This is a genomic window from Delftia deserti (assembly GCF_042653485.1).
Taxonomy (GTDB): domain Bacteria; phylum Pseudomonadota; class Gammaproteobacteria; order Burkholderiales; family Burkholderiaceae_C; genus Comamonas; species Comamonas acidovorans.
Map to the genome: position 1 here is coordinate 2,465,460 of NZ_JBHSIH010000001.1, position 12,124 is coordinate 2,477,583.

13 protein-coding genes are annotated in these 12,124 nt (G+C 67.4%); 7 read left to right on the forward strand and 6 right to left on the reverse strand.

The features are described 5' to 3' along the window. Window positions 1-49 precede the first annotated feature (49 nt). From ACFPFG_RS12065 to ACFPFG_RS12085, 5 genes are all read left to right on the forward strand, one after another. Window positions 50-1,270 carry an ATP-binding cassette domain-containing protein gene (locus ACFPFG_RS12065; RefSeq protein ID WP_380106727.1) on the forward strand — a complete coding sequence of 407 codons (1,221 nt, stop codon included), beginning with the start codon at window positions 50-52 and terminating at the stop codon, window positions 1,268-1,270. Between the two features lie 3 nt (window positions 1,271-1,273). Further along, the gene (locus ACFPFG_RS12070) at window positions 1,274-2,836 is read left to right on the forward strand and encodes a hypothetical protein (protein WP_380106729.1); all 1,563 of its coding nucleotides are present in this window, start codon (window positions 1,274-1,276) and stop codon (window positions 2,834-2,836) included. Window positions 2,837-2,923: 87 nt separating this feature from the next. Next, complete coding sequence (gene panB, locus ACFPFG_RS12075) at window positions 2,924-3,805, forward strand: 3-methyl-2-oxobutanoate hydroxymethyltransferase (RefSeq protein WP_012203749.1); 882 nt, start codon at window positions 2,924-2,926, stop codon at window positions 3,803-3,805. A gap of 51 nt (window positions 3,806-3,856) precedes the next feature. After that, window positions 3,857-4,708: a pantoate--beta-alanine ligase gene (panC, locus tag ACFPFG_RS12080; RefSeq protein WP_183017440.1), complete on the forward strand. Its 852-nt coding sequence runs from the start codon at window positions 3,857-3,859 to the stop codon at window positions 4,706-4,708. Window positions 4,709-4,753: 45 nt separating this feature from the next. Beyond that, the gene (locus tag ACFPFG_RS12085; protein ID WP_380106732.1) at window positions 4,754-4,966 is read left to right on the forward strand and encodes a DUF3079 domain-containing protein; all 213 of its coding nucleotides are present in this window, start codon (window positions 4,754-4,756) and stop codon (window positions 4,964-4,966) included. Between the two features lie 22 nt (window positions 4,967-4,988). On the opposite strand, the gene ACFPFG_RS12090 is transcribed toward ACFPFG_RS12085, so the two are convergent. Beyond that, the gene (locus tag ACFPFG_RS12090) at window positions 4,989-5,918 is read right to left on the reverse strand and encodes a LysR family transcriptional regulator (RefSeq protein ID WP_197957257.1); all 930 of its coding nucleotides are present in this window, start codon (window positions 5,916-5,918) and stop codon (window positions 4,989-4,991) included. 102 nt (window positions 5,919-6,020) lie between these two features. On the opposite strand from ACFPFG_RS12090, the gene lysA reads away from it, so the two are divergent. Continuing rightward, window positions 6,021-7,274: a diaminopimelate decarboxylase gene (gene lysA / locus ACFPFG_RS12095; protein WP_380106734.1), complete on the forward strand. Its 1,254-nt coding sequence runs from the start codon at window positions 6,021-6,023 to the stop codon at window positions 7,272-7,274. 61 nt (window positions 7,275-7,335) lie between these two features. Here the strand turns inward: lysA and ACFPFG_RS12100 are convergent. From ACFPFG_RS12100 to ACFPFG_RS12120, 5 genes are all read right to left on the reverse strand, one after another. Further along, a protein-coding gene (locus tag ACFPFG_RS12100; protein ID WP_380106692.1) for an IS3 family transposase occupies window positions 7,336-8,606 on the reverse strand; the annotation gives its coding sequence in 2 pieces (ribosomal slippage) (window positions 7,336-8,244 and window positions 8,247-8,606; 1,269 coding nt in all). Between the two features lie 123 nt (window positions 8,607-8,729). After that, window positions 8,730-9,740 carry an NAD(P)H-dependent glycerol-3-phosphate dehydrogenase gene (locus tag ACFPFG_RS12105; RefSeq protein ID WP_312377379.1) on the reverse strand — a complete coding sequence of 337 codons (1,011 nt, stop codon included), beginning with the start codon at window positions 9,738-9,740 and terminating at the stop codon, window positions 8,730-8,732. Between the two features lie 120 nt (window positions 9,741-9,860). Next, complete coding sequence (gene secB, locus ACFPFG_RS12110) at window positions 9,861-10,316, reverse strand: protein-export chaperone SecB (protein WP_013803924.1); 456 nt, start codon at window positions 10,314-10,316, stop codon at window positions 9,861-9,863. A gap of 129 nt (window positions 10,317-10,445) precedes the next feature. Continuing rightward, window positions 10,446-10,703: a glutaredoxin 3 gene (gene grxC / locus ACFPFG_RS12115; protein ID WP_088166240.1), complete on the reverse strand. Its 258-nt coding sequence runs from the start codon at window positions 10,701-10,703 to the stop codon at window positions 10,446-10,448. An 88-nt stretch (window positions 10,704-10,791) separates the two neighbouring features. Next, complete coding sequence (locus tag ACFPFG_RS12120; protein ID WP_013803926.1) at window positions 10,792-11,199, reverse strand: rhodanese-like domain-containing protein; 408 nt, start codon at window positions 11,197-11,199, stop codon at window positions 10,792-10,794. 98 nt (window positions 11,200-11,297) lie between these two features. Here ACFPFG_RS12120 and gpmA point away from each other — a divergent pair, with 98 nt between their 5' ends. After that, window positions 11,298-12,041 carry a 2,3-diphosphoglycerate-dependent phosphoglycerate mutase gene (gene gpmA, locus ACFPFG_RS12125; RefSeq protein WP_034390756.1) on the forward strand — a complete coding sequence of 248 codons (744 nt, stop codon included), beginning with the start codon at window positions 11,298-11,300 and terminating at the stop codon, window positions 12,039-12,041. Window positions 12,042-12,124: the final 83 nt, after the last annotated feature.

A 12,124-nucleotide genomic window follows, 5' to 3' on the forward strand; every position in this document is an offset into this window, starting at 1 on the left:
GGCCCCTCGGATGGCCGCACCGCGCAGCACATAAAAAAGGGAGGGGTTCATGGAATCGAGCATTGAATCGGTACGACCACCTGCGCCGCCACAGTCCGCCGTGGTGGCCTGGGCGCAATCCGTGGAACAGGCGGTCGCCAGCCAGCAATGGCATGGCGCGTGGCGCGCACTCATCGACGCAGCCCTGCCAGCCGAAACCGCTGTCCAGCAGCGCCTGCTGGACGCGCTGGACGCCTGGGATGGCCTCGCGGCCGATGGCGGCGCAGAACCCCGTCGTGCGCTGGTGCAGCAGGCCTTCGATGCCCTGCATGCCGCCCATGCCCCGGGCCAGGCGCTGCAGGCCGATTCCGCACCTTCCCGCGCGCACCGTGCGTACCGCGTACAGGGACGGCAACTGGTCAAGCGCTACCGGCGCGGCGGCTTTGCGCTGGGGCCGGTGGATGTGACCGTGGAGCCCGGCACCATCCTGGGACTGGTGGGCGAGAACGGCAACGGCAAGACCACCTTGCTGCGCCTGCTGGCCGCCGATCTGGCGCCCGACGCAGGGCAACTGGACTGGGGCGTTCCTGCCGCCGATGCCTACCTGCTGCGCACCCAGCTCGCCTATATCCCCCAGCGCCCGGCCGTCTGGGGCGGGCGCCTGATGGACCATCTGCAATTCGCCGCACGCAGCCATGGCGCCGTGGGCAGCCGCAACGTCTGCCTGGTGCAACTGGTCATCGCGCAGCTGGGACTGCGCGCATTCCGAAGTCACCAGTGGAAGCAGCTGTCCTCGGGCTACAAGATGCGCTTCGAGCTGGCGCGCGCCCTGCTGTGCCGGCCGCGTGTGCTGCTGCTGGACGAGCCCCTGGCCAATCTGGACATCAACGCCCAGCAGACCCTGCTGACCGATCTGCAATCGCTGGCGCGCTCGCCCTGGCAACCCATGGCCCTGGTGCTGAGCTCACAGCAGCTGTACGAGGTGGAAAAGGTGGCCGACCAGGTGCTGTTCCTGGAGCAAGGCCAGCCGCGCAGCGTTCAGCAGAGCTTTGCCGCCATGGAAGGCTGCGCCATCGAGTTCGAGACCGGCTGGGCCATGGCGCAACTGAAACCCTGGCTGGACCAACTGCCATCCCATACGCACCAGCTCAGCGGCCAGACCCACATCGTGAGCTTTCACGTGCCGTTCACGGCAGCGCAGTTCCTGGCGCAGGCCGTGCAGGCACAGATGCCCGTGCGCTATTTCCGCGACATCACCGCATCCACCCGCCGCCTGTTCGTGAGGGACTGAGCCATGCCACGTTTTTCCGATATGACGAACCGCTGGGACCAATGGGTGCTGATGCGCTGCCCCCTGCTGTGGCAGCTGCGCCTGCACTGGTATCTGCCGCTGGCGCTGCTGTGGTGCGTGCTGGTGCTGGGCATCTGGATGCAATGGATGGCCGAGCCGGCGCGCTGGATGGGCGCCCTGCCCGGCGTTGCGTCCACAGCCCGGCAAACACCCGAGCAATTGGCACTGGACATCGGCTCCGTCGTGGCCTGGATCGTGGCGATCGGCCTGGCGCTGTGGTGGTTGCTGCGCGTGCGCATCCACAACCGCTGGCGCGAACACGCCCCCGTGGGCCGCTGGGGCCTGTGGTGGGAGTACCTGTGGGGAGCCTTGTTCCTTTCGCTATTGTTCGCGCCTGCGATCGCCTTTTCGCCCATCTATGAAATCCGGATGCAGCGCCAATGGTCGGACACGGATGTCAGTGCACAGATCCAGACTGTGAAGCAAGTCGCAGCCCTGGAGGCGCTTGTCGCGCCACGCCAGGCGGCCATGCTCGTGGAATGGATACGTGTGCTGCGCGAGGAAGAGGTCGATCCGGCGAAGTACCCGGGCATCCAGGCCCTGGTCTGGTTGATGCGCGGAGACCAGGCCGCGATTGCCCAGACACTCGAGCGCTACGGCCAGCCATTGCAGGCCAGAGGCTATGTGCGCCAGTCTGCCAGCTCCGCCCGGGACGAGGCGGAGCACCTGCTGGCCAGCTACCGCAGCGCGCTGCAATCCCCCCTGGCCGAGGAATGGCGCGCCTACCTGGCCGCCAGCCCACCATCAGAGACTGGCGAGAAGGTATCCAGAGCGCAGAACTCCAACTGCAAACCAACCCTGTGGCGCAGCAGGCCTTTGGATCTGGAGCCGGATCCGCGCAAATGCTTCGGTACCTATCTGGCTCAGAGCAACCGTGAGTGGCTCATGCTGCTGGAGATGTTCGACAGCCGGTGGAGCCCGCTGCAGCATGTGCAATGGAAGCACGCGCGCTACGGCTTGGCCCTGCCGGCCTACCAGGAAAGCCATCTGCGGCGCGCTGACAGGTCCCGCGACGACGAATGGCCAAGGATGTCCCAGTTGCTGGCGACCGCCAGCGCTGGCTTTTTCCTCGCCTTGGCCCTGGTGCTGGTGCGCCTGATGCCTGCCATGCAGCTGGTGGCCTGGGGCGCATGCCTGGTCCTGACCTTGCTTGGCAGCGTTCTGGCCGGGATGCTGGGAATCACCAACCTCTATGTGCTGGGGCTGTTTCCAGCCGCGCTGATATCGGTCGCCTGGCTGCGCATCCGTGTGCTCAAGCGCCCCTGGGCCGGCGCGGTGCTGCTGGCCCTGGGCATGTCGCTGGCCCTGATATGGCTCGCCGCCGCCTGGTCCAAGTGGTCCGCACTGCTGTTGCCCCAACCCGCCGGCAGCGCAGACCCTTGGACGGATACCCAGCACTGGCTGGACCTGCTGATGGGCGCGCCTGCCGTGGCAGCCAGCACGGCCATGCTCGTGGCCCTGCTGTCTCCGCTGTGGCGCCGATGGCGTGGCCTGCCCGAAAGGTGACGGAACAGCAAAGGACAGCTCAGGGACAGGTGCCCCCCGCGCGCATCGCATAGACTCGCGGCAATTCCATCCCCCTCCGAGCGCCCCATGACCCAAGCACCCGTCACCGCCGGCACGCCCTACGGCACCATCCCTCCCGCCTCGCCGCTGCCCCAGCGCCGCCCCGTGAGCCTTCCGCGCCTGGCGCAGATGCGCGAGGCTGGCGAGAAGATCACCATGGTCACCGCCTATGACGCCACCTTCGCGGCCGTGGCCGATGCGGCCGGCGTGGAGTGCATCCTGGTCGGTGATTCGCTGGGCATGGTCTGCCAGGGCCTGCACAGCACCGTGGGCGTGTCGCTGCAGGACATGTGCTACCACACCGCCAGCGTGGCGCGCGGCCTGCACCGCGTGCAGGGCACGGCCTGGCTGATCGCCGACATGCCCTATGGCAGCTACGCCGAAAGCCGCGAGCAGGCCATGCGCAGCGCCTGCGAGCTGATGCAGGCCGGCGCCCACATGGTCAAGCTCGAAGGCGGCGGCTGGACCGCGCCCACCGTGCAGTTCCTGGTCGAGCGCGGCGTGCCCGTCTGCGCCCACCTGGGCCTGACGCCGCAGACCGTGCATGCGCTGGGCGGCTACCGCGTCCAGGGCAAGAGCGACGAGGGCGCAGCCACGCTGCGCCGCCATGCACTGGAGCTGCAGGATGCAGGCGCCTCCATGCTGGTGCTGGAGATGGTGCCGGCACAACTGTCGCGCGAACTCACCGCCGAGCTGCCGCACTGCCACACCATCGGCATCGGCGCGGGCAGCGGCACGGCCGGCCAGGTCCTGGTGCTGCACGACATGCTGGGCGTGAACCTGGGCAAGATGGCCCGCTTCGTGCACAACTTCATGGCCGATGCGGGCAGCGTCAAGGGCGCCTTCGAGGCCTATGTGCATGCCGTCAAGAACGGCAGCTTCCCCGACGACAGCAAGCACGCCTGGTAGTCCGGCAGGCTGCACGATCCGTTTTCCCGCTTCCCGTTCCCCCGTTTTCCCATGCAAATCGTCCACTCCATCGCCGACCTGCGTGCCATCCTGGCCAGCAAGGGCCGCCCGGCCTTCGTGCCCACCATGGGCAACCTGCACGACGGCCATCTTTCCCTGGTGCGTGCCGCGCGCCAGCACGGCGACATCGTCGTGGCCAGCATCTTCGTGAACCGCCTGCAGTTCCTGCCGCACGAGGATTTCGACAGCTATCCGCGCACCTGGGCCCAGGACTGCGCCAGGCTGGAGGGCGAAGGCTGCGACCTGCTGTTCGCCCCGCGCGAAGCCGATCTCTACCCCGAGCCGCAGACCTTCAGGATCCAGCCCGACGCGCAGCTGGCCGACATCCTCGAAGGCCATTTCCGCCCCGGCTTCTTCACGGGCGTGTGCACCGTGGTGATGAAGCTGTTCTCGGCCGTGTTCTTCGCCAGCGGCGGCGGCACGGCCGTGTTCGGCAAGAAGGACTACCAGCAGTTGCTGGTGATCCGCCGCATGGTCGAGCAGTTCGCCCTGCCCGTGAACATCGTGGCCGGCGACACGGCGCGCGCCGATGACGGCCTGGCGCTGAGCTCGCGCAACGGCTACCTGAGCCCCGATGAACGCCAGCAGGCCATGGCGCTGTCGCAGGCACTCAAGCAACTGGCCGACGCCACGCGCGCAGGCCAGGCTCCGCTGGCCGAACTGGAGGCCTGGGCCATGCAGTCCCTGGCCGCCCAGGGCTGGGAGCCCGACTACCTGACCGTGCGCCTGCGCCGCGACCTGCAGCCGCCGGCCGAGGGCGCGCAACTGGCCGGTGCGCCGCTGGTGGCCCTGGGCGCCGCGCGCCTGGGCAAGACGCGCCTGATCGACAACCTGGAGTTCTGATCCAGCGCAAAACCCTGGCGGCCATGGCGGTCCAAGCTGGATGCCATGGCCAGGAAATTCCCCATCCACCCCGCCCATCCCGAGCGCACCTGCTGGGGTTGCGACCGCTACTGCGCCCGCGACGAGCTGGCCTGCGGCAATGGATCGGACCGCACCCAGCACCCGGTGGAGATCTTTGGCGACGACTGGATGGAGTGGGGCCCGCCGCCCGAGCCCGCTGCAGACAAGGGACCTGGCCCGGACAGCGCGGCGCGCTGAGCCCGCACCCCGCCCTCTGCCTTCAGGCGACCGCCGCCACCTCGCGTGCCAGCGCATCGACCAGCCACTGCACCTCGGCCACGGCCGGCCGGTGCAGCGGCAGCAGCGCATGGACCTGGAAGGGAATGGAAAACGCCAGCGGCCGCACCACCAGTTGCGGCCCGGCGCAGGCACGCGCCGTCAGCGGATTGACGATGGCCACGCCCAGACCATGCTGGACCATGGCGCAGACGGCCACGGCGCTGTGGGTCTCCAGGTGCAGCTGGCGCTGCACGCCGGCCTGCTCGAACACGGCATCGATCTGCTGGCGATAGGGGTCGTCGCGCGCCAGGCTGATGAAGCCCTCCCCCGCAAAGTCGCCCGCCTCCAGCAACGGGCGCGCCGCCAGCACATGCCCTGCCGGCAGCACGGCCACCTCGTCCATGGCGGGCAGCGCGAGAACACGCGTGCCGGGCGGCGCCTCGGCCAGTTCGGCCAGGCCCAGGTCGTAGCGCTGGGCGGCCATCCATTCCTGCAGCAGCGGCGCCTCCTGCGTGGCCACGCTGACGGCCACGGGGCCATGCTCCGCGTGCAGGCGCGCCAGCGCTGCGGGCAGCAGCGCATGGCTGAGCGCAGGCAGGCACAGCACGTTGATGCGCGCCTGGTGCGGCCGCCCCAGGGCCAGCGCGTGCTCCACCACCCGGTCCAGGCCCTGCCAGCTGCGCTGCACCTCGGTCCACAGCGACAGGGCGCGCGCCGTGGGCCTCAGCCGGCCCTGGGCACGCTCGAACAGGGCGTAGCCCAGCAGGCTTTCCAGGCGTGCCAGTTCGCGGCTGACGGTGGGCTGGGAGCTGAACAGCATCTGCGCCGCGCCCGTGGCGCTGCCGCTGAGCATGAGCGCTCGAAACACCTCCAGGTGGCGGTGGGAGATGCGGGGCTCGGCAGACGTGTGCGGCAGCTCGGGGTCTTGCATGGCAAGAGCATATCCAAATCAAATAGACACCATAAGAACAAGCATTGGACTGAATGACCGCCATCCACCATGATGCGTGGCAGTTCCCCTGAAAGAGACACCATGTCCAATCCCTTCCCGCCCGCCCAGCTCTGGGCCCTGGCCGACCGGCACGGCACGCCGCTGTGGGTCTATGACGCCGCCACCATTCGCGCGCGCATTGCCCAGCTCAAGGCCTTCGACACCATCCGCTTTGCACAGAAGGCCTGCTCCAACATCCACATCCTGCGGCTGATGCGCGAGCAGGGCGTGAAGGTGGATGCGGTATCGCGCGGCGAAATCCTGCGCGCCCTGGCCGCCGGCTACGCGGCCGGCCATGGCGACGACCTGCACAGCGACATCGTGTTCACCGCCGACGTGATGGACGAGGCCACGCTGGCCTGCGTGGCCGAGCACAAGGTGCCCGTGAACGCGGGCTCCATCGACATGCTGCACCAGCTGGCCCAGGCCTCGCCCGGCCATCCCGTGTGGCTGCGCATCAACCCCGGCTTCGGCCACGGCCACAGCAACAAGACCAACACGGGCGGCGAGCACAGCAAGCACGGCATCTGGCACAGCGACCTGCTGGCGGCGCTGCAGGCCATCCGCGACGGCGGCCTGAGGCTGGCCGGCCTGCACATGCACATCGGCTCGGGCGTGGACTACGGCCACCTGCAGCAGGTCTGCGGCGCCATGGTCGAGCTGGTGCGCGCCACCCGCCAGGCAGGCCATGACCTGCAGGCCATCTCGGCCGGCGGCGGCCTGTCCATTCCCTACCGCGATGGCGACGCCACCATCGACACGGCCCACTACCACGGCCTGTGGGATGCGGCGCGCAAGGACGCCGAGGCCATCGTGGGCCACGCGCTGGGCCTGGAGATCGAGCCCGGCCGCTTCCTGGTGGCCGAGTCGGGCGTGCTGCTGGGCCAGGTGCGTGCCACCAAGAATGCGGGCAGCAACCATTTCGTGCTGGTCGATACGGGCTTCAACGAGCTGATGCGCCCCTCCATGTACGGCAGCTGGCACGGCATGGAAGTGCTGCGCCGCGACGGCCAGGCCATGCCCCTGCGCGATGCCGTGGTCGCCGGCCCGCTGTGCGAATCGGGCGACGTGTTCACCCAGGGCGACGGCGGCGTGGTGCTGCCGCGCGCGCTGGCCGGCGCCTCGGTGGGCGACCTGCTGGTCATCCATGACACGGGCGCCTATGGCAGCTCCATGTCCAGCAACTACAACACGCGCCCGCTGGCCGCCGAGGTGCTGGTCGATGGTGACAGCACCCGCCTGATCCGCCGCCGCCAGATGGTGGAGGAATTGCTGGGCCTGGAGCTGGGCCTGTAACTGGGCCTGTAGCGCGCCAGGCGCCAGGATTTCTGTGACCCGTCCTGCCATAGGTTGACACCTATGAAGGACACCGATCCGGCGTAATCCAGCCGGCCAGAGACGCCCGATGAACCTCATCGGGCGTTTTCAATTTTAGGGACAGGTGCGGTCTTTCCTGGTTGTAGATCTGCACGGCCTGCTGGACCATCCGGCTGGCCTGGGCCAGATCGGCAGGCCGATGCAGCAGGAACTCCATCTTCAAGATCCCGTTGACGCGCTCGGCCAGCGCGTTCTGATAGCAGTCGTAGCCGTCAGTCATCGAACAGGCAATGCCGTGGCGCCGATGAATCTCCTGATAGTCATTCGAGCAGTACTGGATGCCCCTGTCCGAGTGATGCACCAGCATTTGCTGCGTCTGGCGGCCGTTGAGCGCCACCTTCAGCGCCCGGCTGACCTGCCCGGTGTGCAGGCTGTCGTGCACATGATGGCCCACGATCTTGCGCGACCACGCATCAGTGACCAGGCTGAGATAGACGAACCCCTGGTCGGTGGGCAAGTACGTGATGTCGGCCACCCACACCTGCTCGCTGGCAGTCGCTCGGACTTGATGCGGCCCCTCCTTGAGCAAGTTGGGATGGCGTCGAAACCGATGATGGCTGTCGGTGGTTTTGTGATACGCCCGCTTCGGCGCCACCAGCATGCGCGCCTCGCGCAGCACGTCCAGCAACGCATCGCGCCCCAGGCTCGCGCCGGCGTGCTGCAGCGGCTGCGCGAGCAGATGGTGCAGCTTGCGCGCGCCCAACCGGGGCTGACGCAGGCGCACGTCGCGAACGAGCTCGATCACGGTGTCGGCACGCGCACAGCGTTGCTGCTGATGCTGCAACTGCTGGTAGTAGGCTTGGCGGCTGACGCCCCAATGGCGGCAAGCCCTCGCCACGCTCAGCCCCGGGAGGAGCTTTTGCGAGAGGACTTGCCCAAAGGCTTTTTTACGATGCGCACCCCGTAGTCCTTCTTCAGGACATCGATCACCGCCTCGAACAGTTGGGCCTTCTCGTTGGCTTCGCGAAGCTGGACTTCGAGGGCCTTGATCTTCTGCTCGGGAGTCAGCGGTGCAGCAGGTGCAGATGAGGGCTTCTTGATCGGTACTGGCATGGCAAGCCCGGATGATGCCGAACTCCAGTTTTGGCGACCATGCTTGCGCAGCCACACCAACACGGTCGAACGGCCCTGGATGCCGTAGCGCTCCTGGGCCTGTTTGTACGTGAGATCGCCTTTTTCCACCTGATCGACCACCGACAGCTTAAAAGCCAGCGTGTAGTCCCGCTGCGTGCGTTTGACCCTTGATTCCATTGACTTGCCTTTTCTGAGAGGAAAAGGTGTCAACCCAGGTCAGGACGGGTCACTGACGCAAAAAAAGCCCCGGGGCCTTCCAGCTCCGGGGCTTTTTCATGGGCACTTATGGGCACCGAGGCATCACTCGCCGCGCGGATCGCGCGCCATCAGGTGCTGCACGGCCTCGGCCGCCTGCAGCCGGCCGTCCAGCAGCTCGACCACGGTTTCGGTGATCGGCATCTCCACATTCAGCAGCCGCGCGCGCGCCAGCACGGTGCGCGCGCTGTACACGCCCTCGGCCACATGGCCCAGCGAGGCCACGGCCTGCTCCAGCGTGCGGCCCTGGGCCAGCAGCAATCCCACCTTGCGGTTGCGCGACAGATCGCCCGTGGCCGTCAGCACCAGGTCGCCCAGGCCCGACAGGCCCATGAAGGTCTCGGTGCGCGCGCCCAGGGCCAGGCCCAGTCGCGTCATCTCGGCCAGGCCACGCGTGATCAGTGCGGCGCGGGCGTTCAGGCCCAGCTGCAGGCCGTCGCACAGGCCGGTGGCAATGGCCAGCACGTTCTTCACGGCGCCGCCCACTTCCACGCCCACGATGTCGGCATTGGCATAGACGCGCATGGCGCCGCCGTGGAAGGCGGCCACCAGGGCGTCATTGACCTGGGCATGGCGGCTGGCCGCCACCAGGGCCGTGGGCTGGTGGCGTGCCACCTCGGCCGCGAAGCTGGGGCCGCTGAGCACGCCGCACAGCAGATCGGGCGCCACCTCGGCGCAGACCTCGTGCGCCATCAGTCCATGGGCGGCGGCCGAAGCGCCTGCGGGCACGGCCTCGAAGCCCTTGCACAGCCAGGCCACGGGTGCGGGCACATGCTGCAGCCGGCCCAGCCATTCGCGCAGGGCAGCCATGGGCGTGCCGATCACGATCAGGTCGGCGGCCGCCAGATGGCCGTCGATCTCGCCATGCACCACCTGCAGCGCGGCAGGCAGCGCCACGCCCGGCAGGTAGCGTGCGTTCTCGCCGCTGTCCCGCATGGCCTGCGCCTGGGCTGCGTCACGCGCCCAAAGGGTCACGACATGCCCGTCACCGCGCGAGGCCGCGCTCATCGCCAGCGCCGTGCCCCAGGCGCCTGCGCCAATCACCACAATGTTCATATCTGCTCGACGTTGAAGAAGCGACGTTGATGAAAAAAAGAGGCCCTCGGGCCTCTTTTCTTGTACCACAGCGATGCGACGCGCCTGGGCGCAAATCACATCGGCCGGGAATGGACCGGCTTACTGCGGCAGCGAGTTGCCGTCCGCCTGGGCGGCTGCCTGCTGCTGCTCGTACATGGCCTGGAAGTTGATCTCGGCCAGGTGCACGGGCGGGAAGCCGGCGCGCGTGACCACGTCGGCCACGTTGCCGCGCAGGTAGGGATAGATGATCTGGGGGCAGGCAATGCCGATCACGCCACCCATCTGGTCTTCGGGCACGTTGCGGATCTCGAAGATGCCCGCCTGCTTGGCCTCGACCAGGAACACGGTCTTGTCCTGGATCTTGGTCTGCACGGTGGCGGTCACGGCCACTTCGTAGATGCCTTCGGCCACGGGAGTCGCCTCGACGCCAAGCTGGATGTCCACGCTGGGCTGCTCCTGCTCCAGCAGGATGGCGGGCGAATTGGGCTGCTCCAGCGACAGGTCCTTGAGGTAGACGCGCTGGATCTGGAAGACGGGAGTGTCCTGTTCGGCCATGGAATCAGTCTTTCTGGGCAAAAAACCCTGGTGCGGTGACCAGGGCATCAAAAAAATCACCAACAAAATGCCCGCTGCCAAGAGCTTGCGCAGCGGGCACCTGGGCCAGCATTATGCAGTGCCCGTGTTTCAGCTTTGCAGCAGGGGTACCAGGCCGCCGTCGGCGTCCAGCGCCATCAGGTCGTCGCAGCCGCCCACATGGCGCTCGCCGATGAAGATCTGGGGCACCGTGCGGCGGCCCGTGCTCTGCATCATCACGTCGCGCGCGGCCGGATCGGTGTCGATGCGGATCTCTTCGATCTGCTCCACGCCCTTGGACTTGAGGATCTGCTTGGCCCGGATGCAATAGGGGCAGACAGCGGTGGTGTACATCTTCACGGCTTGCATGTGCGACTTTCTTCGAGTTTGCGGCGTTCCGCCGGCTGGCGCCCGGGGCGCGGAGCAGCGGCTTCCATCGCCGTCAGATGGGGGCGTCTCAGGCCTTTTCAACCGGCATGCCGGCATCGCGCCAGGCCTTCAGGCCGCCGGCCAGGGCCTGGGCCTTTTCGTAGCCCAGCTTCTTCGCAATGCCTTCGGCCCGCGAAGCGCGATTGCCCTTGGTGCAGATCAGCACCAGCGGCAGGGCCTTGTTCTTCACGGTGGTGGGCAGCTTTTCCTCGAACTGGCTCAGCGGCACATTCTTGGCGCCGTTGGCATGGGCGGCCGCGTACTCTTCGGGCTCGCAGACATCGATGACCACGGCCTTTTGGCGGTTGATCAGTTGCACGGCCTGCGCCGCCGTCAGCGAGCCGCCGCCTGCGCCGCGCACCAGGGGCAGCAGCAGCATCACGCCGGAAGCCAGCGCGATCAGGATCAAATACCAGTTATCGATGATGAATTTCACGTCATTCCTTGGGTTGGCAAACCTGTCAATTCTAGAATGCTGGCTTTTGCCCCCGCGACAGCCCAGCTTTGTCGCATCGAGAGACTTAGAAAGCCGCCATGTACAAGCTCGTGCTGATCCGCCACGGTGAATCCACCTGGAACCTCGAAAACCGCTTCACCGGCTGGACCGATGTGGACCTGACCGCCACCGGCGTCGAACAGGCCAAGAACGCAGGCCGCCTGCTCAAGGCCGAAGGCTATGACTTCGACCTGGCCTACACCAGCGTGCTCAAGCGCGCCACGCGCACGCTGTGGCACACGCTGGACGAAATGGACCGCACCTGGCTGCCCGTTCAGCACAGCTGGCGCCTGAACGAGCGCCACTACGGCGGCCTGCAGGGCCTGAACAAGGCGGACATGGCCAAGCAATACGGCGACGCCCAGGTGCTGGTGTGGCGCCGCAGCTACGACACGCCCCCGCCGGCCCTGGAGCCGCAAGACCCGCGCAGCGAGCGCAGCGACGTGCGCTACGCCCAGCTGGACCCCAGCCAGGTGCCGCTGACCGAATGCCTGAAGGACACGGTGGCCCGCGTTCTGCCGTTCTGGAACGAGTCCATCGCGCCCGCCATCCTGTCGGGCAAGCGCGTCGTGGTCGCGGCCCACGGCAACTCCATCCGCGCGCTGATCAAATACCTGGACGGCATCTCGGATGACGCCATCGTCGGCGTCAACGTGCCCAATGGCATTCCTCTGGTCTATGAGCTGGATGCCGATCTCAAGCCCATTCGCCACTATTACCTGGGCGATGCAGAAGCTGCGGCCAAGGCTGCAGCCGCCGTGGCCGCGCAGGGCAAGGCCTGAGCCGGACCCGCTTGAGGTGAGCGCCTGCTGCGGAAATTGCGCTTGCTGCGCCGTTTTTAGGGAACCACGCGGGCGCCTGCCTT